The following is a 22982-nucleotide window of genomic DNA, read 5'->3' on the forward strand; positions in this document are numbered from 1 at the left end:
CGGTCACTCCCACTCGATGGTGCCCGGCGGCTTGCTCGTCACGTCCAGCACCACCCGGTTGACCTCGGCGACCTCGTTGGTGATCCGGGTGGAGATCTTCGCGACCACGTCGTAGGGCAGCCGGGACCAGTCGGCGGTCATCGCGTCCTCGCTGGATACCGGGCGCAGCACCACGGGATGCCCGTAGCTGCGCCCGTCGCCCTGCACGCCGACGCTGCGCACGTCCGCCAGCAGCACCACCGGGAACTGCCAGACGCCCCGGTCCAGGCCGGCGGCGCTCAACTCCTGCCGGGCGATCAGGTCGGCCCGGCGGAGCACCGCGAGCCGCTCCTCGTCCACCGCGCCGATGATCCGGATGGCCAGCCCCGGCCCCGGGAACGGGTGCCGCCAGACCATCGCCTCCGGCAGGCCCAACTGGAGGCCGAGCGTGCGGACCTCGTCCTTGAACAGCGTGCGGAGCGGCTCGACCAGGGCGAACTTCAGGTCCTCCGGCAGGCCGCCGACGTTGTGGTGGCTCTTGATGTTGGCGGTGCCGGTGCCGCCGCCCGACTCCACCACGTCCGGGTAGAGGGTGCCCTGCACCAGGAACTCGACGTCGCCGTGCGCGGCGACCTCCCGGGCGGCGGCCTCGAAGACCCGGATGAACTCCCGGCCGATGATCTTGCGCTTCTGCTCCGGGTCGGTCACCCCGGCCAGCGCGCCGAGGAACCGCTCCCGCGCGTCGACCACCTTGAGCTTGATCCCGGTCGCCGCGACGTAGTCCTTCTCCACCTGCTCGGCCTCGCCGGCCCGCAGCAGCCCGTGGTCGACGAAGACGCAGGTGAGCTGGTCGCCGACCGCCTTGTGCACCAGCGCCGCGGCGACCGCGGAGTCCACGCCGCCGCTCAGGCCGCAGATGACCTCCTTGTCGCCGACCTGCGACCGGATCCGGGCCACCTGGTCGTCGATGATGTTCTCCGGCGTCCAGGTGGGCTCGACGCCGGCGATGTCGTACAGGAAGCGGGTGAGCATCTCCTGGCCGTGCGCGGTGTGCCCCACCTCCGGGTGGAACTGCACGCCGGCCCGGCGGCCGGCCAGATCCTCGAACGCGGCGACCGGCGCGCCCGCCGACTCGGCGGTGACACGGAAGCCGGCCGGGGCCTCGGTGACGCAGTCGCCGTGGCTCATCCACACCGGCAGGTCCGCCGGCAGGTCGCGGAGCAGCACGCCGGCCTCGGCGCTGGCGTGCAGCGGGGTGCCGCCGTACTCCCGGTTGCCGGTCCGCGTCACCGTGCCGCCCAGCGCCTGGGCCATCGCCTGAAAGCCGTAGCAGATGCCGAAGACGGGCACCCCGGCGTCGAACATGCCGGCGTCGATCTGCGGCGCGTCCGGCGCGTAGACGCTGGATGGACCGCCGGACAGGATGATCGCGGCCGGGTCCTTCGCCAGCATCTCGGCGACCGGCATGGAGTGCGGGACGATCTCCGAGTAGACCTTCGCCTCGCGCACCCGGCGCGCGATGAGCTGGGCGTACTGGGCTCCGAAGTCCACCACGAGGACGGGGCGAGGCGTGCTCATGCGCAGAAAGCCTACCGACAGTCACCCCCGCACCCGGCCGCGCCCCACGGGTTCACCGGGGTGGGCGTGTCAACCGGGGGCCCCTGCTCTACCGAAAGCGTTAACAAGGGGCCCGGCCGCTCACCGCAGCGCGCCGGGGGCGTGCGAAGGCACGGCCGGCGCGTGCGGCGGGACCGGGTCGAGCCGCCGGTACGCCGAGCCCAGCGCCGGCCGGGGGTCCGGCTCACCCTTGTTCGGCCAGAACGACATAGCCCGCTCCGCCTGGGCGGTGATCGTCAGCGACGGGTTGACCCCGAGGTTCGCGGAGACCGCCGCGCCGTCCACCACGTGCAGCCCCGGGTGCCCGAACACCCGGTGGTACGGGTCCACCACCCCGTCGGCCGGGGTGGCCCCGATCACCGCCCCGCCCAGGATGTGCGCGGTCATCGGGATGTTGAACGGCTCGGTCAGCGCGCCGCCCGGCGTACCGCCGATCTCCTCGGCGAGCAGCCGGACGGCCTGGTTGCCGGCGGGGATCCAGGTCGGGTTGGGCGCGCCGGGACCGGGGCCGGTGACCAGCCGCCGGCCGAGCGGCCCGCGCCGCAGCCGGGTGGTGAGCGAGTTGTCCACCGACTGCATCACCAGCGCGATCACCGTCCGCTCCGACCAGCCCCGCACGGACAGCATCCGGGCGGCCAGGGCGGGTTGCCGCACAATGCTGCCCAGCCAGCGCCGGACCCGGCGCGGGCCGCCGTCGACCAGCAGGGACTGGAGCAGGCCCATCGCGTTGGAACCGCGGCCGTAGCGCACCGGCTCGATGTGGGTCCGCGGGTCGGGGTGGAACGAGCTGGTGATCGCCACCCCCTCGGTGAAGTCCAGCCCGGCGCTGCGGGCCCGCTGCCGGGGCACCGAGGCGCCGAGGATCGCCTCCGAGTTGGTCCGGGTCAGCTCGCCGAGGCGCGGCGAGAGGTCGGGCAGCGCGCCGGTCGCCTTCATCTCGTGCAGCAGCCGCTGGGTGCCCAGCGCCCCGGCGGCGAGGACCACCTGGTCGGCGTGGATCACCCGGCGGCGCCGGCGCAGCCAGGCCCCGGTGCGCTCGGCGTACACCTGGTAACCGCCACCGGCGGCCGGCCGGACGGCGGTCACCGTGGTGAGCGGGTGGACCTCGACGCCGAGCCGCTCGGCCAGCCAGAGGTAGTTCTTGACCAGGGTGTTCTTGGCGCCGTGCCGGCAGCCGGTCATGCAGGACCCGCAGTGGGTGCAGCCGGTGCGCGCCGGCCCGGCCCCACCGAAGTACGGGTCGGCCACCCGCTCGCCGGGCCGCCCGATATGCACGCCGACCGAGGTGGCGTGGAAGGTGTGCCCCACCCCCATCCGCTCGGCCACCGACCGCATCGCCCGGTCCGCGCCGGTGACCACCGGGTACGTGGTGACGCCGAGCATCCGCTTCGCCTGGTCGTAGTGCGGGGCCAGCTCGGCCCGCCAGTCGGTGACGTCCCGCCACTGCGGGTCGGCGTAGAACGCCTCCAGCGGCTCGTAGAGGGTGTTGGCGTAGACCAGCGAGCCGCCGCCCACCCCCGCGCCGGAGAGCACCAGCACCCCGCCGCCGGCGCTGCGCCGGGCCGAGCGGAGCAGCGTGATCCGTTGCAGCCCGTAGCAGCCCAGCCGGGGCGCCCACAGGAACCGGCGCAGCCGCCAGGAGGTCCGCGGAAACTCGTCGTCGGCGAAGCGCCGGCCGGCCTCCAGCACGCCGACCCGGTAGCCCTTCTCGGCCAGCCGAAGGGCGCTGACACTGCCGCCGAAGCCCGAGCCGATCACCAGCACGTCGTACCGCATGCCCGCATCATTACCGACGGGTAGCCGTCGCGCCAGGGCCGGTTTTACGCAATCATGCTGCGGTCCGGCGGCCGACCCGGCGGAGTATCGGTTCGGGCGGCCAGCAGGCACCGGGGAAGGGAGCGGCATGGTTCACCCGAGTGCGTCACCGCGACGCTGGCGTTGGGGCTGGGCGGTGCTCGCCGCGGTGGTCCTGATCGCGGCGGGCACGGTGACGGTCACCCGGCTGGTCGGCCGGCCGCTGGTCGAGGCGCCGTCCGGGCCGGTCGCGGCGTCGCCCACCGCCACCGCGGCGGCCACCGCCACCGCCACCGCCACCGCCACCGCCCCGGCGCCCACGGCCAGCCCCACCCCGCCGCCCGGCGCCGACATCACCGGCCCGCTGACCCTGCTGCTGGTCGGCGTGGACACCCGGGTGAAGATCCCCGGCTGGGTACCGCACTCGGACGCGGTGCTGGTGCTGCACGTGCCCCGGGGGCTGAACCGGGCGTACCTCTTCTCGCTCCCCCGCGACCTGCTGGTGGACATCCCCGCGTTCCCGAAGGCCGGGTACCGGGGCGGGCGGACCAAACTCACCCATGCCATGAGCTACGGCGCCCGGGTGCCCGGCAAACCGAAGCAGCCCAGCGCCGCCCAGGGGTACGAGCTGCTGCGCAGCACGGTGAGCCGGTACACCGGGTTGAAGATCGACGCCGGGGCGGTGCTCACCTTCGGCGGCTTCGACGGCCTGGTGGACGCCCTCGGCGGGGTGGACCTCTACGTCGACCAGCGGGTCCCGTCGAAGCACCGCCGGCCGGACGGCCAGCACCGGCCGGCCGGTGCGGGCGGTTACGTCGGCCCGCAGATGGTCTACGAGAAGGGCAACCGGCACCTCAACGGCTGGCAGGCGCTGGACTACGCCCGGCAGCGCTACATCCCCGGCGGCGACTACAGCCGGCAACGCCACCAGCAGCAGCTGGTCCGGGCGCTGGCCCGGAAGATCCTCAGCCAGGGGTTGGCCCGGGACCCGGAGCGGCTCCAGCGGGTGGTCCGAGCGCTCGGCGCCGCCCTGCTCTACGCCGGTGGCGAGCGCCTGGTCGACCTCGCGTACGCCCTGGGCGGGCTGCCGTCGAACGCGTTCACCCTGGTCGGCCTCCCGGGTACCGGGGTCGGCTCGGGCGGCGCCTACCGGGGCGAGCAGTTGCTGCCGCTGGGGCGCGGCTTCCTGCCGGCGCTGCGGGCCGGCAAGGCCGACGCGTACCTCGCCGCCCACCCGCAACTGCGCATCCGCGCGTGATTGGCGGGCCCCTTATTGACAGACGTCTGTCAATAAGGGGCCCGCCAATCACCTCAGGCGGTCTTGGGGCGGTCGGGGCGCTTCTTGCCGTAGAGCCAGGCGTCGAAGAGCTTGTCGAGCTGCTTGCCGGAGACCCGCTCGGCCAGCGCGACGAACTCCTCGGTGCTGGCGTTCTCGTCCTTCTTCGCCGCGGTCCAGGTCTTGAGGAGCTTGAAGAAGGCGGCGTCGCCCACGGCCAGCCGCAGGGCGTGCACGGTCATCGCGCCGCGCTCGTACACCGAGGCGCTGAACAGGTCCTGCACTCCCGGCTTGCCCGGCGGGACCCGCCACACCTCCGGCGGCACCCGCTCGTACCGGATGTCGAACGCCTGCTGCGCCGTGGAACGGCCGGAGTGCTCCGCCCAGAGCCAGGCGCCGTAGCTGGCGAGGCCCTCGTTCAGCCAGATGTCCTGCCACCGGCTCAGCGCCACGCTGTCGCCGAACCACTGGTGGGCCAGCTCGTGCGCGACCACCTCGGTGTTCTCGCCCCGGTCGAAGAAGCCGCCGGAGTAGACCGGGCGGCTCTGCGTCTCCAGCGCGAAGTTGATCCGGTCGTCGGAGACGACCACCCCGCCGTACGCGTCGAACGGGTACGGCCCGAAGACCGTCTCCAGATAGTCGGCCACCCGCACGGTCTGGTCGATCGACCGGTCCGCCGCCCCCTTCGCCAGCCGGGTGGTCACCGCGCTGAACACGGGCCGGCCCTTGTGCTCGCCGGTGCGCACCCGGAACTTCCCGATCACCACCGTGCTCAGGTAGCTGGCCATCGGGGATTCCTCCGACCACTTCCAGGTGGTCCAGCCGGCGCTGGTGCTCTTGCCCCTGGGCACCCCGTTGCTGACCGCGACCAGCCCCTCCGGGACGGTGATCTCGAAGTCGTAGGCGGCCTTGTCGGACGGGTGGTCGTTGACCGGGAACCAGGTGCTCGCCGACTCCGGCTGGCCCAGCGCGATCGCCCCGTCGGAGGTGTGGAAGAAGCCGCCCGAGCCGGCCGTGGTGCTCTCCAGCGGCTTCGGCTTGCCGCCGTAGGTGATCTCGGCGACGAAGCCGTTGCCGCTGGCCAGGCCGCTGGCCGGGGTGATCACCAGCTCGTTGCCCTGCCGGGCGTGGGTGGCCGGGGCGCCGTCCACGGTCACCTTGCGCACGGTCAGCCCGGCCAGGTCCAGGTTGAACGAGGACAGGTCGGCGGTCGCCGTGGCCCGCACGGTGGCCGTGCCCGAGAGCTGGTCCTTCGCCGGGTCGTAGCGGACCTTGAGGAGGTACTTGCCGACGTCGTAGCCGCCGTTGCCGTACTTCGGGTAGTAGCCGTCCCCGGCGCCGGCCGCGCCGGGCTTGAACTCCCGGGACGGCGACGGCGACGGCTCGGCCGCCGAACTGCCGGTCGCGCCGGCCCCGGCCGGCTCGTCGGTCGTGGTGCACCCGGTCAGCCCGAGGGCTCCGGCAAGCAGCAGCGCGACCCCACGTCGCGGCTCCCACCAGGTCATCTTCGAGGTCCTTCCCCCGCGCGTCCAAGACGGACCGCCATCGTCGGGTCCGCCGTCCGCGGCAGACTACCGAGGATCCGGCACCGCCGGGTCAGAGCGGGGTCGGCGCGCCGGTGCCGATCAACCAGGCGTCCAGCAGGGGCTTCAGCGGGCGGTCGGCGACCCCCTCGGCGTACGCGACGAAGTCGTCCGTGGTGGCGTTGCCCCCGCGCCGCTCCGCCACCCAGCCGCGCAGGATCCGGAAGAAGGCGTCGTCGCCGACCGTCCGGCGCAGCGCGTGCACGGCCAGCGCGCCGCGCTTGTAGACGGCATCGCCGAACATGCCCGACCGCCCCGGGTCCACCGACGGCCGCGACCAGTCGGTCGCCGCGTACTGGAGCTCCGCGTTGCGCTGGGCGGTACGGCCGCCGTCGTGCTCCTCCCAGAGCCACTCCGCGTACGTGGCGAAGCCCTCGTTGAGCCAGATGTCGCTCCACCGGGCCACCGACACCGCGTCGCCGAACCACTGGTGGGCCAGCTCGTGGGCGATCACCTTGCCGTTCGCGCCGGAGCGGAAGAAGCCGGGCCCGTAGACCGGCCGGGACTGCGTCTCCAGCGCATAGCGGATCCGGTCGTCGGCGATCGCGATCCCCCCGTACGAGTCGAACGGGTACGGCCCGAACCGGCTGGCCAGGAAGTCCACCACCGCCCCGGTGCGGGCCAGCGAGGCGGCGGCCGGGCCGTCCGTGGGCAGCGCGGCGGCGACCGCGGTCACCATCGGCTTGCCGGCGTGCGTGCTGGTGTCCACCCGGTAGTCACCGATCACCAGGGTGGTCAGGTAGCTGGCCATCGGCGTGGCCTCCACCCACCGCCAGGTGGTCCAGCCGCCGGTGCTGGTGCGCCCCTTCGGCACCCCGTTGCTCAGCGCGGCGAGCCCGTCCGGGACAGTCACCTCGATGTCGTAGGTGGCCTTGTCCGAGGGGTGGTCGTTGACCGGGAACCAGGTGCTCGCCGAGACGGGCTGGCCGAGCGCGATCGCGCCGTCGGCGGTGGCGAGCAGGCCGCCGCTGCCCAACTCCCCGTCGGTGACCGGGGCGGGCACCCCGCCGTAGGCGATGTCGACGGTGAACCGCCGGCCCGAGTCGAGGCGGTGGGCGGGGGTGACCACCAGTTCGGCGCCGTCGTGACGGTGCCGCGCGGCGGCGCCGTCGACGCGTACCGAGTCGACGGTCAGGCCGGCGAGGTCCAGGTTGAACCGGGAGAGCTTGGCGGTGGTGGTGGCGGTGACGGTGGCCTGCCCGGTGAGCCGGTCGGTCGCCGGGTCGTAGCGGACCCGCAGCCGGTAGTCGCCGACGTTGTACCCGCCGTTGCCGCTGCCCGGCACGTACGGATCACCGGCGTCGGCCGCCCCCGCCCGGTACCCGTCGTCGCGCGGTGTGCAGCCCGTCACCAGCAGCACCGTCACCAGCGCCGCCGCGTACCGCCGCAGCTGCCTCATCCGCCGAGCGTAGATGCGCGGCGGCGCGGGCGGGACCGAAATCCCCACCCGCGCCGCCGGTCGTCGCCCAGGTCAGCGATCCAGGACCAGGCCGACCTTCTGGAACTCCTTGAGGTCGCGGTAGCCGCACTTGGCCATCGCCCGGCGCAGGCCGCCGAAGAGGTTGAGCTGACCGTCGGGCTCGTCGGCCGGGCCGAAGAGCAGCCGCTCCAGCGAGCCGAGCGGCTCGCCGGCCACCTCGAACGCGCCGCGCGGCAGGGACGGGTGGCTGGCGGCGGAGTGCCACCAGGCCCCGCCGGCCGGGGCCTCCTCGCAGAGCGAGAGCGGCTCGCCGAGCATCACCGCGTCGGCGCCGCAGCCCAGCGCCTTGGCGATGTCGCCGGAGGTCCGCAGGTCGCCGTCGGCGATCAGGTGCACGTACCGGCCGCCGGTCTCGTCCAGGTAGTCGCGGCGGGCGGCGGCGGCGTCGGCGATCGCGGTGGCCATCGGCACCCGGATGCCGAGCACCGACTCGGTGGTCGACCACTCGTCGCCGCCGATGCCGACGATCACGCCGGCCGCACCGGTACGCATCAGGTGCAGCGCGGTCTTGTAGTCGGTGCAGCCGCCGACGATGACCGGCAGGTCGAGGTCGGCGATGAACTCCTTGAGGTTCAGCGGCTCGTCGGTGGTGGAGACGTGCTCGGCGGAGACGATGGTGCCCTGGATGACCAGGATGTCCACGCCGGCGTCGAGGATCACCGGGGCGAGCGCCAGGGTGTGCTGCGGGGAGACCCGGACGGCCACCGTGCCGCCGCCGGCCCGCAGCTCACGGACCCGCTCGGCGATCAGGTCGGGCCGGATCGGCTCGGCGTAGACCTCCTGGAGGCGCTTGGTGGCCGCGGCGTCCTCGCCCAGGCCGGCCAGCTCCTCCAGCACCTTGGCCGGGTTCTCGTACCGGGTCCACAGGCCCTCGACGTTGAGCACGCCGAGGCCGCCGAGCTGACCGAGCCGCACCGCCGACGACGGGCTCATGGTCGCGTCGGAGGGGTGCCCGACGCAGGGGATGCCGAACTGGTACGCGTCGAGCTGCCAGGCGGTGGAGACGTCGTCGACGTCCCGGGTCCGGCGGCTCGGCACGATGGCGATGTCGTCCAGGTGGTAGCCGCGCTGCGCGGTCTTGCCCAGCCCGATCTCGACCACGTCACGCATGGGGACTCCAGGTGGTTGGGGTGATGGTCAGCGGGTGTGGTAGTTGGGCGCCTCGACGGTCATCTGGATGTCGTGCGGGTGGCTCTCCTTGAGCCCGGCCGCGGTGATCCGGATGAGCTGGCCGCGCTGGTGCAGGTCGGGAATGTTCTCCGCGCCCGCGTACCCCATCGCCAGCCGCAGGCCGCCGACCAGCTGGTGGGCCACCCGGGACAGCGGCCCACGGTACGGCACCTGGCCCTCGACGCCCTCCGGGACCAGCTTCTCGTCGCTGGTCACGTCCTGCTGGAAGTAGCGGTCCTTGGAGTACGACTTGGCCTGCCCGCGGGACTGCATCGCGCCGAGCGAACCCATCCCGCGGTACGCCTTGAACTGCTTGCCGTTGACGAAGATCAGCTCGCCGGGGCTCTCCTCGCAGCCGGCCAGCAGGCTGCCGAGCATCACGGTGTCGGCGCCGGCGACCAGGGCCTTGGCGATGTCGCCGGAGTATTGGATGCCGCCGTCACCGATCACCGGCACCCCCGCCGGCCGGGCCGCCCGGGCGGCCTCCATGATCGCGGTGATCTGCGGCACGCCGACGCCGGCCACGATCCGGGTGGTGCAGATGGCGCCCGGTCCCACGCCGACCTTCACCCCGTCGGCACCGGCGTCGACCAGGGCCTTCGCGCCGGCGTAGGTGGCCACGTTGCCACCGACGATGTCGATGGTGACGTCCTTCTTGAGCCGGGCGACCATCTCCAGCACGGCCCGCTGGTGGCCATGGGCGGTGTCCACGATGAGGACGTCGACGCCCGCGTCGACCAGTGCCCGGGCCCGCTTGTACGAGTCCTCGCCGACGCCGATCGCCGCCGCCACCCGCAGCCGGCCCGCGTCGTCCTTGGTGGCCTCCGGGTACTGCTCGCTCTTGGTGAAGTCCTTGACGGTGATCAGCCCGCGCAGCTTGCCGGAGCCGTCGACGATCGGCAGCTTCTCCACCTTGTGCCGGCGCAGCAGCTCGAGGGCCTCGTCCTTGCTCACCCCGACCGGCGCGGTCACCAGCGGCGCCCGGGTCATGATGTCCCGCACCGGCGTGGCCGGGTCGGAGACGAAGCGCATGTCCCGGTTGGTGACGATGCCGACGAGCTGCCCCTCGGCGTCCACCACCGGCACGCCGGAGATCCGGTACCGGCCGCAGAGCGCGTCAACGTCGCTCAGCGTGTCGTCCGGGCTGGCGGTCACCGGGTTGGTGATCATGCCGGACTCGGAGCGCTTCACCAGGTCGACCTGGAGCGCCTGGTCCTCCATGGAGAGGTTGCGGTGCAGCACGCCGATGCCGCCCTGGCGGGCCATGGCGATCGCCATCCGCGCCTCGGTGACGGTGTCCATCGCGCTGGACAGCAGCGGGATGGTCAGCTCGACGTTGCGGGTGAGCTTCGTCCGGGTGTTCACCCGGCTCGGCACCACGTCCGACTCGCCGGGCTGGAGCAGCACGTCGTCGAAGGTCAGCCCGAGCGGCACCACCCGCGCCGAGCCAGCCGGCAGCTCCGGCAGGTGGCCGCCCAGCTCACCGGGGTCGGTGCCGGCTGGCAGGTCGATGCTGGGCGAATTTTCCACGATTGCTCCCCTGAGCTGCTCGAACGGGCTTCAGCGAGGCGGCGCGCGCGGGCACCGGCGCACGCCGGGGTCACGGCGCGTGGCTTCATCGTACTCACCGGGCCGGGGGCCCTCCGCCGGTGGCGGGCCGGGCCGGGCCGGGCGGAGCGCGCGTTCCCGCCGGCCGGGGCGGACTTGGCCCGCGGGTTGGGACTACGGTGAAGGGGTGCACGACGAGCCCATGGACCCGTTCAACGGTGACCCCGCCGACCCGGCGGCGGGTCTGCACGGCCCGGGCGACGACGCCGAGCTCGATCCGCTGACCGACGTCGAGCGCCAGGACGTGCTGGAGGACCTGGCCGACCTGGAGATCTACCAGGCCCTGCTGGCGCCGATCGGGGTGCGCGGGCTGGTGATCGAGTGCGAGGACTGCCGCGAGCCGCACTACTTCGACTGGGACCTGCTCCGCGGCAACCTGCGCCACCTGCTCAGCTCCGGCCGGCCCCGGGTGCACGAACCGGCCTACGACCCCGATCCGGACCACTACGTGACCTGGGACTACGCCCGGGGCTACGCGGACGGGGTGCACGACACCCTGACCGAGGGCACCGACGAGGAGGCCCCCCCGGCGCGCTGAGCCGCTCGCGGGGTGCCGGCGGGACGCGACCCGGGCCGGCCAGTGCTCAGGCGACCAGGCCGGCGCGGAAGCCGGCGGCCACCGCGTGCGCCCGGTCGCGGGCGCCGAGCTTGCGGAACAGCCGCCGGGCGTGGGTCTTGACGGTGTCCTCCGAGACGAAGAGCTCCCGGCCGATCTCGGCATTGCTCTTGCCCTCGGCCATGCCGAGCAGCACCTGGAGTTCTCGCTCGGTCAGCCCGACCGAGGAGCGGTCGGTCGCCGTCCGGCGCTGCGCGGCGCCCGCGTCGCCGTTCGCCTCCTCGGCGGGGTCGACCTCGTCGTCCCCGCGCTGCACCGGCACCATCGCCGGGCTGCTCCCGGTCGCCTCGGCGGCCCCGCCCGACCAGGCCGGCCCGGGCTTGCCGGGGGTCCGGCCGGGCGTCCCGGAGCGGGCTGGCCCGCCCACCGCGGCGATGTCCCGCGCCGGGTCGGTCACCCGGGGCCGGGCCGGCCGGCCGGGCGCGGACAGCAGCAGCAGGAGCGCCTTGGCCACCGCGGTGGTCAGATCGTGGTCGGCGCCCTGGATCAGGCCGCGGGCACCCGCGCTCATGGTCGCCGCCGCGGCCTCCGACTCCTCGGTTCCGAAGAGCAGCACCGCGGCCTGCGGGGCCCGGGCCAGGACCCGGCGTACGAAGCCGGCGCTGTCCGGTCGGGTGAGTGCCGTGTCGGCGAGCACCACATCGGTCGGACGCTCAGCCAGCCGCAGCATCACCTCGGGATCGGAGACGGCCGTACGGATCACCGCGGACAGCCCCAGCCGGGCCGCCGCGGAGGTCAGATGCTGGGCCGCGACCGGTGTCCGAACGCACACGAGAACCGTACGCACAGTAGCTCTCCTCTCCGCCACAGAGCACAACACGAGGGCATCGCTCCGGGAGGAGGTTCCGGGCAATCCTCCGAACTTTTCCGACAGATGGGGCATATGCCACGGACTGTCCAAACCTTTTGGATCACAGAAGTGTGAGGTGCGGATCGGCAGGGTACCGACCTGCCAGGCCGGAAACGGTGTGCCTGCGCGGTCCGCCGCCCGGGTCGGTTCACAAAGATCTCCGCGGTGCCGCGCGGGAGGAGGGGTGCTGATGTCCAACGTACGCAGACTGCCCGGACCTATCGTCGACCTCTGGGACTGGCAGCGGCTCGGCGCCTGCCGGGGCCGCGACAGCGCCCAGTTCTTCCACCCGGACGGCGAGCGGGGTTCGTCGCGGCTGCGCCGCGAGTCGGGCGCCAAGTCGGTGTGCCGGGCCTGCCCGGTACGCGCCGAGTGCGCCGCCCACGCCCTGGCCGTGCGCGAGCCGTACGGCGTGTGGGGCGGGTTCAGCGAGGCCGAGCGGCTGCGGCTGCTGGCGCTCGGCTGGGAGGACCTGGCCGACCGCCGGCAGACCCGGGTCGACGTCGCCCGGCTGGAGGCGCGGCTCGGCTCGCCGCACAAGTCGACCGTCCCGGACCAGCGCAAGACCGTCCCGGATCAGCGCAAGGTCGCCTGACCCCGACGCCCAGCTTCTCCACCGGCGCCGTGCCCCCGCCCGGGGCGCGGCGCCGGTGTCTACGTGGGGCTCGTGCCGCAATGCCGCCCGCCGGTCCGCGCGCCCACCCCGCCGCCCACCGCACCGGGCGGGGCCCCACCCCCGCCCGGTACGAGCCCACCGCCGCGCCGCCGGGCGAATGGCGCACCCGCGAGCGTGATACCTGAGAGGCATTTTGATGCCTCTCAGGTATCACGCTCGGGAGAGACGCTGCTCAGCCGCTGACTACTGGGCGTGACCGGGACACCGGCCGGCCGGCGTGGATCCCCGCCCGCTCCCGCCCGCCGCGCCCGATCCGCCCGTCGGGCCGCTCCGCCCGCTACCGGACGGTGACGGGCACGGTGTGCCAGCCGGTGGCGCCGTCCGGGGCGACCGGGCGACGCTGGTCGGTCTGGGTGTCGCCGGCGGCGTCGGTGGCCCGGACCTGGAGGGTGTGGTCCCCCGGGGTGGCCGGCCACCGCCAGGACCACTGCACCCAGGTGTCCACCGAGGCGGTCGGGGCGAGGGTCGCCTCCTGCCAGGGGCCGTCGTCGACGCGTACCTCGACCCGGCGGATGCCCCGGTGCTGGGCCCAGGCCACCCCGGCGACGGTGACCGGGCCGGCGGTGAGCCGGTTGCCCCGCCGGGGGGTGTCGATCCGCGCCTGCGTCTTGATCGGCCCCTGCGCCGACCAGCCCCGCGGCACCCAGTACGCGTCGAAGTCGGCGAAGCTGGTCAGCTCCAGCTCGGTCACCCACTTGCAGGCCGAGACGTACCCGTACAGCCCCGGCACCACCATCCGCACCGGGAAGCCGTGCTCCACCGGCAGCGGCTCGCCGTTCATGCCGACCGCGAGCAGCGCGTCCCGCCCGTCGCGCAGCACCGCGGTCGGGGTGCCGCAGGTCCAGCCGTCGACCGAACGGCCCACCACCTGGTCGGCGCCCTCCTCCGGCTGCGCCTCGTCCAGCAGCTCCCTGATCGGTACGCCCAACCAGCGCGCGTTGCCGATCAGGTCGCCGCCCACCTCGTTGGAGACGCAGGCCAGCGTGACGTACCGCTCGACCAGCGGCCGGGCGAGCAGGTCGGCGAAGCTCAGCTCGATCGGGTTGCGCACCCGGCCGTGGATCCGCAGCCGCCAGGTCTCCGGGTCCACCTGCGGCACCACCAGCGCGGTGTCGATCCGGTAGAACCCGCTGTTCGGCGTGGTCCAAGGGGCGAGCTGGGCCAGCGACAGGTCCGCGCCCGCCGGCACCGGCGGCGCCGGCGAGGCCGGGACCGGCAGGGTCACCGCCCGCCGGGCCGAGGACACCCCGCGCAGCCCGGCCAGCCAGTGCCCGCCGAGGCCGACCGCCACGGCCGAACCGGTCAGCCAGCCCACCCCGGCCAGGAACCGCCGCCGCCCGTCCGGGTCGACCTCCGCCCGGCCCGGCGGGCGGCCGGCCGGCTCGCCACCCGGCGCCCCCGGCGCGGAAGGCCCGGTTGACGCGGCCGGCTCCGGTGGCGTCCACGGCCACAGGTCCGGTCGCAGCGGGCCGGCCAGCAACAGCCAGAGCGTGCCGGCACCCAGGCCCGCCCCGACCAGCGAGGGCAGGGCGTCGAACAGGTCGGCGCCGGGCCGGGTCAGCGCGGCGGCCACCCCGAGGGCGGCGAAGGCCGCGACCCCGGCCAGCCCGATCCACAGCCGCCGGGCCGCCAGCACCCCCAGCAGCGCGGCGAACGCGGCCAGCAGCAGCGCCGTCCCGGCCAGCAGCGCGATCTTGTCGTACCGGCCGAAGAGCCCGATGGCGAACTGCTTGAGCGGCTCGGGGACGACGTCGACGACCAGCCCGCCGACCGCGATCACCGGCGCGGACCGGGGGCCGGTGAGGACCGCCACCGGCTCGGCGGCACCGATCGCCACCGCCGCGGCGGCGACCCCGGCCAGCGCCGCGTCCCGGCGCGGAAGAGGGCTCATGGCGTCCAGTGTCGTCGCCCCGGGGCGGGATGCGCCAACCACGTCAGCGTTCCGTAATCCGGCCCCGGGAACGCGACAGGGCACACCGCCACGGAGGCGGTGCGCCCTGACCGGCGTACGGCTCGGGTCAGAAGCCCGGGCCGTGCTGGTGGCTGTGCCCGTGGCCGTGGCCGTGCCCACCGGCGGCGGCCGGCTCCGGCTCGGCCGGCTTCTCGACCACCAGGCTCTCGGTGGTGAGCAGCAGACCGGCGATCGAGGCGGCGTTGGTGACCGCGTTGCGGGTCACCTTCACCGGGTCGATGATGCCGGACTTGACCAGGTCGACGTACTCGCCGACGGCGGCGTCGAGGCCGTTGCCCCACTCCTGGGCGACGACCTTCTGCACCACCACGTAGCCGTCGTGGCCGGCGTTCTGGGCGATCCAGCGCAGCGGCTCGACCAGCGCCTTGCGCACGATCGAGACGCCGACCTTCTCGTCACCGGTGAAGCCGAGGTCGTCGTCGAGCACCGGCAGGATCTGGGCCAGGGCGGCGCCGCCGCCCGGGACCGTACCCTCCTCGACCGCGGCCTTGGTCGCGGCGATGGCGTCCTCGATGCGGTGCTTGCGCTCCTTCATCTCGACCTCGGTGGCCGCGCCCGCCTTGATGACCGCGACGCCGCCGGAGAGCTTGGCCAGCCGCTCGGCCAGCTTCTCCCGGTCCCACTCGGAGTCCGACGCCTCGATCTCCTTGCGGATCTGCGCGACCCGGTCGGCGACCTCGGCGGACTGACCGCCACCGTCGATGATGGTGGTGTTCTCCTTGTCGACCACGACCCGCCGAGCGGTGCCGAGCACCTCAAGGCCGACCTGGTCGAGCTTGTAGCCCAGCTCCGGCGCGACCAGCTCGGCGCCGGTCTGGATCGCCATGTCCTGGAGCATCGCCTTGCGCCGGTCGCCGAAGCCCGGGGCCTTGACCGCGCAGACCTTCAGGGTCTTGCGCAGCGAGTTGACCACCAGGGTCGACAGCGCCTGGCCCTCGACGTCCTCGGCGATGATCAGCAGCGGCTTGCTGTTCTGGAGTACCTTCTCCAGCAGCGGCAGCAGCTCCTCGATCGCCGAGATCTTCTGCGTGGTGATCAGGATGTACGGGTCCTCCAGGACCGACTCCTGCGACTCCACGTCGGTGACGAAGTTCGGCGAGATGAAGCCCTTGTCGAACTGGAGGCCCTCGGTCACCTCCAGCTCGGTGCTGAGCGCGGAGCCCTCCTCGACGGTGATGACACCGTCGCGGCCGACCCGCTCCATCGCCTCGGCGATCAGCTCGCCGATGGTGGCGTCCTGCGCGGAGATGGTCGCGACGTGCGCGATCGACTCCTTGCCGGAGACGTCAACGGCCTTGCCGAGCAGCGCCTCGGAGACCTTGGTGGCCGCCGCGTCGATGCCCCGCTTCAGGCCGGTCGGGTTGGCGCCGGCGGCCACGTTGCGCAGGCCCTCCCGCACCATGGCCTGGGCCAGCACGGTGGCAGTGGTGGTCCCGTCGCCGGCGACGTCGTTGGTCTTGGTCGCCACCTCCTTGACTAGCTGCGCGCCGAGGTTCTCGTACGGGTTGGTGAGCTCGATCTCCTTGGCGATCGTCACGCCGTCGTTGGTGATCGTGGGCGCACCAAACTTCTTGTCCAGGACGACGTTGCGCCCGCGCGGGCCGAGAGTGACCTTGACCGCGTTCGCGAGGGCGTTGACACCGTGCTCCAGCAGGTGCCGGGCGTCGTCCGAGAAGCTCAGGATCTTCGCCATCAGTATCCCTTCGAAGCGACGTTGCCCCGGCCCGGCGAGCCGGACCGGGGCAGCGTCACTGATCGGTTGCTTACTTCTCGATGACCGCGAGGACGTCGCGGGCGGAGAGCACCAGGTACTCCTCGCCGGCGTACTTGACCTCGGTGCCGCCGTACTTCGAGTAGAGGACGGTGTCGCCGACCTTGACGTCGATCGGCACGCGGTTGCCCTTGTCGTCGACGCGGCCCGGGCCGACGGCGAGCACGGTGCCCTCCTGCGGCTTCTCCTTGGCGGTGTCGGGGATCACGATGCCCGAGGCGGTGGTGGTCTCGGCCTCGTTCGCCTGGACCACGATGCGGTCCTCGAGCGGCTTGATCGCAACCTTGGTCGCGGTAGTCACGGGCATACCCTCCTGGGGTACTTGGTTTCGTTGCTGGCCGGCATGCCGACCAGCGTCAATCTGCCACATGCCACCGGGCGGGGCCGTCGTCGCGGGTGCCGGTCCGCCTGGCGTTCAACCCCCGGACGCGAGGCCCGGGCGTTGGCACCCTCAGGGTGAGAGTGCTAATCGCAGGTTATTCCTCGGCTAGCACTCCGTCAAGGAGAGTGCCAACGCCGAGCCGCCGTGTCGCCTCCGTCACCGGGTCGGAGAATGGACGGGTGGATCTGGATCAGCTCGCTGCCCTGCGTACCGCCGAGGGGTCGGCCGCGCTCGCCGCGGCGACCGAAGTGGCCGGCGGCGACCCGCTGACCGCGGCGGCCGCGCTCCGCTCCGCCGGCGTGCCGGCCGGGCTGGCCGCCGCCGCGCTCACCCAGGCCGAGCTGCGCCGCCGGGCGGCCGGCAAGTTCGGGCCCGGGGCGGGGGCGATGTTCCTCACCCGGGCCGGCCTGGAGCAGGCCACCCGCCGGGTGGTCGCCGACCGGCGGGCCGCCCGGCTGCGGGCCGCCGGGGTACGCACCCTGGCCGACCTGGGCTGCGGCCTCGGCGCGGACGCGCTCGCCGCCGCCCGCGCCGGCATCCGGGTGTACGGGGTGGAGGCCGACCCGCTGACCGCCGCGATGGCCGCCGCCAACGCCGAGGCGGCCGGAGTGGCCGACCTGTTCACCGTCGAGTGCGGCGACGCCACGGCGTTCGACGTCTCCACGGTCGACGGAGTGTTCTGCGACCCGGCACGGCGCAGGGCGGGCACCGGGCGGAGGATCTTCGACCCGAACGCGTACTCCCCGCCGTGGGACTTCGTCACGGCGCTCGCCGAGCGGGTGCCGCGGACCGTGGTCAAGGTGGCCCCGGGGCTCGACCACGCGCTGATCCCGGCCGGCGCCGAGGCGGAGTGGGTCAGCGTGGACGGCGACCTGGTGGAGGCGGCCCTCTGGTGCGGCCGGCTGGCCGAGGTCCCCCGCCGCGCCACCCTGCTTAGTGGTAAGGCGGGGCCCCCTGTTAACGCATTTGGTAGCGGCGGGGCCCCCGCCTGTCACCCGGGTGCCGCGCAACTGACCGGCCCGGGCACCGCCGAGGCGCCGGTCGGCCCCGTCCGCCGCTTCCTGTACGACCCGGGCCCGGCGGTGGTCCGCGCCCACCTGGTCGCCGAGCTGGCCGGGGAACTGGACGCCACCCTGGCCGACCCGGCCATCGCCTACCTGTACGCGGACAGCGCCACGGCGACCCCGTACGCGCGCTGCCTGGAGGTGACCGACGTGCGGCCGTTCTCGCTGAAGCGGCTGCGGGCCTTGCTGCGGGAGCGACGAATCGGACGGCTGGAGATCCTCAAGCGCGGGTCGGCGCTGGAGCCGGAGCGGCTCCGCCGGGACCTGAGGCTGACCGGCGACCTGGCCGCCACCCTGGTCCTCACCCGGGTGGCCGGCGCACCCACCGCGCTGATCTGCCGGCCGGTGACCGGCGAGCACGGCCGGCGACCCTAGTCGCGTGCCGCGTCCAGCACCTGGTCCCAGGCAACGAGCGCGGCCTCGGCGATCGCGTGCAACGTCCGGCCCGATACGCCGTCGCGGGCGCGGACGGCCATGCCGAGCGATACCGCGTAGAAGTACTCGGCCACGGCTGCCGTGTCGGTGCTGGCGGGCACGTCGCCGGACTCGACACCGCGGTCGAGCCGACGTTTGATGTCGGCGACGTCGGCCTGGCGGCACTCGGCGACGAATTGGCGCACCGGCTCGTTCTCCGCGCTGATCGTGGTGGCGGCCAGCGCCACCAGACAGCCGGTGGGGCGGGCCGGATCGAGGTAGGCCCGCGCGTGGTGCCGCAACCACCCCGCGATCCCTTCGCGGGCGGTGGGCGCGTCGCGCAGCACCTGCTGCGGGACGCGCCCCTCCACCTCGTTGTACAGCGACACCGCTTCCCGGAAGAGCTTCTCCTTGCTGCCGAAGGCCGCGTAGAGGCTGGGTGAGGCGATGCCCATCGCGCCGGTGAGGTCGGTCATGCTGGCGCCCTCGTACCCGCGCTGCCAGAAGACGTCCATCGCCCGATGCAGCGCGACGGTCCGGTCGAAGGTGCGGGGGCGACCCCGTTTACCCACCAGCACCGCCCTTCCGCCGTCAGCCCCCCGAGGCCTTCAGGCCGATGATCCCGACGGCGACGAGCGCGATGAAGATCAGTCGTTGTGGGGTGGCGCTTTCACCGAAGGCGAGGATACCGGCCAGCGTCACCCCGACGGCGCCGATGCCGACCCAGACGCCGTACGCCGTGCCGACGGGCAGGTCCCTGAGCGCCAGCGACAGCAGGACGAAGCTCAGCAGCGCCGTCGAGCCGGCGAGCAGGCTCGGCCACAGTCGGGTGAAGCCGTCGGTGTGCTTGAGCGCCAGCGCCCACACGATCTCCAGCAGGCCGGCGACAACCAGCAGCAGCCAGGTCATGGTTGCCCCCTTCAGGCCGCGAAGCCGCCGTCGACGGCGATCGAGGCGCCGGTGATGTAGCGCCCACCGGGTCCGGCGAGGTGCGCGACGGTGGCGGCGATCTCGTCGGGCTCGGCGTACCGGCCCAGTGCGATGTATCCCCGCTCGACGTCGGCGCTCTCGCCGTCGGCCGGGTTCATCTCGGTGTCGGTGGAGCCGGGGTGCACCACCGTGACGGTGATGCCGCGCGGGCCCAGGTCACGCGCCAGCGCGCGGGTGAGCCCGACCAGGGCGCTCTTGCTCATCGCGTACAGGCTCAGGCCCGGGTAGGGGACCCGGTCCACGAAGCAGCTGCCGATGTTGATGATGCGCCCGCCGTGGCCCATGTGCCCGAGCGCGGCCTTCGCCGCCACGAACACCCCGCGTACGTGGACCGCGAGAGCCCGGTCCACGTCCTCGATGGACGTCTCTTCGATCGGCCCGTACGGGAAGACGCCCGCGTTGTTCACCAGGATGTCGAGGCGACCGTACTCGGCGGCCACCCGGTCCACGGCGGCGGCGAGGGCCGCCGGGTCGCCGCTGTCGGCCGGGACGGCGAGGCAGCGCCGTCCGAGGGTGGTGATCCGCCGTACGACCTGCTGCGCCCGGTCCTCGGCACGCAGGTACGTCAACCCGACGTCCGCGCCGTCCTGCGCGAGCCGCACCGCGACGGCGGCACCGATGCCCCGGCTACCCCCCGTGACCAGGACTGCCTTTCCGGCAAGTGGATCCACGTCGACCTCATTTCTGTGTCGATCGATACATTATTAGGGAGACTGTACGGCACGGGCCGCGCTCACGAAAACCGGATGAAGGCCGGCGAGAGCCGCAGTAGCTTGTCGGTCATGGCGGGACAGGGCACGCCGGCGACCGCGCTGCTTGCGAAGCGGAAGATCAACCACAGCACCCACCCGTACGACGTGTCACCGGACGCCCCGAACTACGGCGCCCTCGTCGCGGCGGCCCTCGGCGTGCCGCCGGAGCGGGTCTTCAAGACGCTGGTCTGCGAGGTCGACGGCGCGCTGACCGTCGCGGTGGTGCCGGTCACCGGCGAACTCGACCTGAAGGCGCTGGCGGCGGCGGCCGGCGGCAAACGGGCCGCCATGGCGGACCGGACGGCGGCAGAACGGGCCACCGGGTACGTCCGCGGCGGGATCAGCCCCCTCGGGCAGCGCAAGCGCCTGCCCACCGTGGTCGACGCGTCCGCGCTGGCCCAGCCGACCGTCTACGTCTCGGCGGGGCGGCGGGGCCTGCAACTGCAACTGAGCCCGACCGACCTGGTCGACCTGACCGGCGCGGTGACCGCGCCGCTCGCCACGGCCTGATCAGCCGGCCGGCCGCGAGCCCAACGGATCGGCCAGCAGCCGCTCGAAGGCGAGTTCGGCCGCGCCGATCAGCGGGGCGTCCCGGTCCAGCGCCGCGGCCCGCAGCCGGACGTGCTGCCGGGTCCCGGGCCGCGCCGTCTCGCCCAGCCGGCGGCGGACCGCGTCCGCGCCGAGGGTGTAGACGGCGCGCAGCGACCCGCCGAACACGACGACGTCGGGGTCGACGACGTTGACCAGGTTCGCGACGCCGAAGCCGAGCCACTCGGCGACCCGGTCGACCGCGGCGCGGGCCACCGGCTCGCCGTCGGCCGCCGCGGCCAGGATCTCGCGTACGGCGTCCCGCCGGCCCGCGGCCCGACCGGCGTGCCGCAGCAGCGCCGCCTCGCCCACCTCGGTCTCCCAGCAGCCGCGCGAGCCGCACCCGCACGGCAGTCCGTCCGGCCTGACCACCATGTGACCGACCTTGCCGCTGTGCCCTCGGTGGCCGACGACCAGCCGGCCGTCCACGATGAGGCCGGCGCTGACCCCGACGTCGCCGTGCAGGTAGACGAGATGCGTGCTGTCCGTCGCCACCCCCCGGACGTGTTCGGCGACGGCGGCGATGTCGGCCAGGTCACCGGTGACGAAGCCGGCGCAGACGGCGAACTCGGCCGCGAGGGCCGCCCCGAGCCGCTCGTCGGCGCCGCCCGGCCGGACCGTGCCGTCGGCGACCCGGACGGCGTCGGTGACCGCGACCGCGCCGCCCACGCACCGCCCGTCGATGGTGATCCGCCGCTCCATGTCGCGCACCAGGCCGGCCAGCGGGCGTACGGCCTCGAAGGCGGGCGTGGCCTGGGGGCGGCTCGCCTCGCGCAGGTCCAGGATCAGGCCGCCGAGGCCGATCCGGGCCGCCCGGAGGCGGTCGGTCTCGATGCTCAGCGCGTACGCGTACACCCGGTCGGAGCTGGGGCGGACCACCAGCGACGGGCGGCCGGCGCGGCGGGCGCCGGTCGGCACCTCCTCGGTGACCAGGCCGATGGCGGCGAGGTCGGAGGCGAGCGCGCCGATGGTGCTGCGGTTGAGCCCGAGCCCGCTGGTCAGCTCGGCGCGGGAGGTCGGGCCGTGCAGGTGGACGTGGCGCAGCACGGCGCCGAGATTCTGCCGGCGGATCTCCTCCTGGCTGCCACCCGGGGACGGCAGCAGCCGTTTCGAGGCGCGGCGGGGACGGGGAAGCCCAGGGTGCTTGGGTTCCACCGGCGTCGGCCTCCTTGCGAATCGTGCGCTCGAACCGGGCACCATGACGACGAAGGGTCCCGGAGCGATGACCCCGGGACCCTTCGCGTCGTTGAACTTCCTCAGCTCACTTGGTGAGCGGCGCGAGCTTCGGGTCGTTGGCGTACGCCTCGGCCGCGTTGGCCTTGGTGACGGCGACCGGCGGGAGCAGGTAGGTCTCGACGACCTTGCTGCCGTTGTTGTACGACTCCTTGTCGTTCACCTCGGGAGCGTCACCCTTCTGCAGCGCCTGGACCATGGCGATGGTCTCCTTGACCAGGTTGCGGGTGTCCTTGTTGATCGTCATGTACTGCTCGCCAGCCATGATCGACTTGACCGACTCGACCTCGGAGTCCTGGCCGGTGACGACCGGGATCGGCTTACCGGCACCCTTGATCGAGGTGATGATCGCCCGGGCCAGGGTGTCGTTCGGGGACAGCACGCCGTCCAGCTCCTTGCTGCCGTACGTCGAGGTCAGCAGCTGGTCCATGCGGGCCTGCGCACCCTCGGCCTTCCAGCCCTGGATGGCGGTCTGCTTGACGTCGGTCTGCTTCGAGGCGACGACCACGTTGCCCTTGTCGATCTCCGGCTTGAGCACGTCCATCGCGCCGTTGAAGAAGACCCCGGCGTTGTTGTCGTCCGGCGAGCCGGAGAAGAGCTCGATGTTGTACGGGCCGTTCGGCTTCTTGGCCTTCATGCCCTCCAGCAGGGCCTGGGCCTGGAGCTGACCGACCTTGAAGTTGTCGAACGCGACGTAGTAGTCCACGTCCGGCGTGTTGGTGATCAGGCGGTCGTAGGCGATGACCTTCGCGCCGGCCTGGTGCGCCGCGGCGACCTGGGTGGAGAGCTGCGCGGCGTCGGTCGCGCCGATGACGATGACCTTGGCGCCCTTGGTCACCATGGCGGTGATCTGCGCCTGCTGGTCGGCGACCGTGGTCGACGCGCCGGCGTACTGCACGTCGCTCTTGAAGCCGGCCTCCTTCAGGCCGTTGGTGAACAGGTCACCGGCCAGGACCCAGTTCTCCGAGGTCTTGGAGGGCAGGGCGACACCGATCAGGGAGTCGGCCGGGAAGCCCTTGGCCGAGTCGCCCGAGCCGCTGCCCGAGTCGCCGTCCCGGCCGGAACCACAGCCCGTCAGGGCCAGCGCGGCGATGGCACCGACGGCCACCGTCTTGGCGAGGAAGTTTCGCATGAGGAGGTGATGCCCTTCTGCAGAGGTGATACGGG

The 22982-nt window shown here is 73.4% G+C and carries 20 protein-coding genes; 5 read left to right on the forward strand and 15 right to left on the reverse strand.

All coding sequences use genetic code 11. The features are described 5' to 3' along the window. Positions 1-3 precede the first annotated feature (3 nt). Both guaA and AB0H57_RS07690 read right to left on the reverse strand, forming a co-directional pair. A complete protein-coding gene (guaA, locus tag AB0H57_RS07685) occupies positions 4-1557 on the reverse strand; it encodes a glutamine-hydrolyzing GMP synthase (protein WP_357503783.1) in 1554 nt (517 codons plus the stop codon). Positions 1558-1677: 120 nt separating this feature from the next. After that, positions 1678-3372 (reverse strand): GMC family oxidoreductase, encoded by a 1695-nt coding sequence (locus AB0H57_RS07690; RefSeq protein WP_357503785.1) that lies wholly within the window; start codon positions 3370-3372, stop codon positions 1678-1680. A gap of 127 nt (positions 3373-3499) precedes the next feature. On the opposite strand from AB0H57_RS07690, the gene AB0H57_RS07695 reads away from it, so the two are divergent. Beyond that, positions 3500-4648, forward strand: coding sequence for an LCP family protein (locus AB0H57_RS07695; protein ID WP_357503787.1), 1149 nt, complete (start codon positions 3500-3502; stop codon positions 4646-4648). A gap of 53 nt (positions 4649-4701) precedes the next feature. Here AB0H57_RS07695 and AB0H57_RS07700 read toward each other — a convergent pair whose 3' ends face one another. From AB0H57_RS07700 to guaB, 4 genes are all read right to left on the reverse strand, one after another. After that, positions 4702-6171, reverse strand: a complete 1470-nt coding sequence (locus tag AB0H57_RS07700; RefSeq protein ID WP_357503789.1) for a M1 family metallopeptidase — start codon at positions 6169-6171, stop codon at positions 4702-4704. A 91-nt stretch (positions 6172-6262) separates the two neighbouring features. Further along, the gene (locus AB0H57_RS07705) at positions 6263-7648 is read right to left on the reverse strand and encodes a M1 family metallopeptidase (protein ID WP_357503791.1); all 1386 of its coding nucleotides are present in this window, start codon (positions 7646-7648) and stop codon (positions 6263-6265) included. Between the two features lie 72 nt (positions 7649-7720). Further along, positions 7721-8839, reverse strand: a complete 1119-nt coding sequence (locus AB0H57_RS07710; RefSeq protein WP_357503793.1) for a GuaB3 family IMP dehydrogenase-related protein — start codon at positions 8837-8839, stop codon at positions 7721-7723. Between the two features lie 27 nt (positions 8840-8866). Beyond that, positions 8867-10429, reverse strand: coding sequence for an IMP dehydrogenase (gene guaB / locus AB0H57_RS07715; RefSeq protein WP_357503795.1), 1563 nt, complete (start codon positions 10427-10429; stop codon positions 8867-8869). A gap of 205 nt (positions 10430-10634) precedes the next feature. Here guaB and AB0H57_RS07720 point away from each other — a divergent pair, with 205 nt between their 5' ends. After that, complete coding sequence (locus tag AB0H57_RS07720) at positions 10635-11045, forward strand: DUF5319 domain-containing protein (protein WP_357503797.1); 411 nt, start codon at positions 10635-10637, stop codon at positions 11043-11045. Between the two features lie 46 nt (positions 11046-11091). Here the strand turns inward: AB0H57_RS07720 and AB0H57_RS07725 are convergent, their stop codons facing one another. Next, positions 11092-11910, reverse strand: coding sequence for a response regulator transcription factor (locus AB0H57_RS07725; RefSeq protein ID WP_357503799.1), 819 nt, complete (start codon positions 11908-11910; stop codon positions 11092-11094). A gap of 253 nt (positions 11911-12163) precedes the next feature. Here AB0H57_RS07725 and AB0H57_RS07730 point away from each other — a divergent pair, with 253 nt between their 5' ends. Continuing rightward, a complete protein-coding gene (locus AB0H57_RS07730; protein ID WP_357503801.1) occupies positions 12164-12568 on the forward strand; it encodes a WhiB family transcriptional regulator in 405 nt (134 codons plus the stop codon). 358 nt (positions 12569-12926) lie between these two features. On the opposite strand, the gene AB0H57_RS07735 is transcribed toward AB0H57_RS07730, so the two are convergent. From AB0H57_RS07735 to groES, 3 genes are all read right to left on the reverse strand, one after another. After that, positions 12927-14540: a molybdopterin-dependent oxidoreductase gene (locus AB0H57_RS07735; RefSeq protein WP_357503803.1), complete on the reverse strand. Its 1614-nt coding sequence runs from the start codon at positions 14538-14540 to the stop codon at positions 12927-12929. Positions 14541-14667: 127 nt separating this feature from the next. After that, positions 14668-16314 (reverse strand): chaperonin GroEL, encoded by a 1647-nt coding sequence (gene groL / locus AB0H57_RS07740; protein WP_357503805.1) that lies wholly within the window; start codon positions 16312-16314, stop codon positions 14668-14670. A gap of 70 nt (positions 16315-16384) precedes the next feature. Continuing rightward, positions 16385-16699, reverse strand: a complete 315-nt coding sequence (gene groES, locus AB0H57_RS07745; protein WP_357503807.1) for a co-chaperone GroES — start codon at positions 16697-16699, stop codon at positions 16385-16387. A 254-nt stretch (positions 16700-16953) separates the two neighbouring features. On the opposite strand from groES, the gene AB0H57_RS07750 reads away from it, so the two are divergent. Beyond that, the gene (locus tag AB0H57_RS07750; RefSeq protein WP_357503809.1) at positions 16954-18213 is read left to right on the forward strand and encodes a methyltransferase domain-containing protein; all 1260 of its coding nucleotides are present in this window, start codon (positions 16954-16956) and stop codon (positions 18211-18213) included. Here AB0H57_RS07750 and AB0H57_RS07755 read toward each other — a convergent pair. The 3 genes from AB0H57_RS07755 to AB0H57_RS07765 are packed head-to-tail and all read right to left on the reverse strand — an operon-like array spanning position 18210 to position 19913. Next, a complete protein-coding gene (locus AB0H57_RS07755; protein WP_357503811.1) occupies positions 18210-18824 on the reverse strand; it encodes a TetR/AcrR family transcriptional regulator in 615 nt (204 codons plus the stop codon). The two genes, AB0H57_RS07750 and AB0H57_RS07755, sit on opposite strands and share 4 nt — an antisense overlap. Positions 18825-18843: 19 nt before the next feature. Next, on the reverse strand, positions 18844-19161 hold the full coding sequence (locus tag AB0H57_RS07760; RefSeq protein ID WP_357503813.1) for a multidrug efflux SMR transporter: 318 nt from the start codon (positions 19159-19161) through the stop codon (positions 18844-18846). 11 nt (positions 19162-19172) lie between these two features. Next, positions 19173-19913, reverse strand: a complete 741-nt coding sequence (locus AB0H57_RS07765; protein ID WP_357503816.1) for a 3-oxoacyl-ACP reductase family protein — start codon at positions 19911-19913, stop codon at positions 19173-19175. A gap of 111 nt (positions 19914-20024) precedes the next feature. On the opposite strand from AB0H57_RS07765, the gene ybaK reads away from it, so the two are divergent. After that, a complete protein-coding gene (gene ybaK, locus AB0H57_RS07770) occupies positions 20025-20504 on the forward strand; it encodes a Cys-tRNA(Pro) deacylase (protein WP_357503818.1) in 480 nt (159 codons plus the stop codon). Here the strand turns inward: ybaK and AB0H57_RS07775 are convergent, their stop codons facing one another. Continuing rightward, the gene (locus tag AB0H57_RS07775; RefSeq protein ID WP_357503998.1) at positions 20505-21686 is read right to left on the reverse strand and encodes an ROK family protein; all 1182 of its coding nucleotides are present in this window, start codon (positions 21684-21686) and stop codon (positions 20505-20507) included. It lies immediately after the preceding gene. Positions 21687-21843: 157 nt separating this feature from the next. Beyond that, positions 21844-22947 (reverse strand): sugar-binding protein, encoded by a 1104-nt coding sequence (locus AB0H57_RS07780; RefSeq protein ID WP_357503820.1) that lies wholly within the window; start codon positions 22945-22947, stop codon positions 21844-21846. Positions 22948-22982: the final 35 nt, after the last annotated feature.

Source organism: Micromonospora sp. NPDC050686 (assembly GCF_040654475.1).
In the GTDB taxonomy this organism is placed as follows: domain Bacteria; phylum Actinomycetota; class Actinomycetes; order Mycobacteriales; family Micromonosporaceae; genus Micromonospora.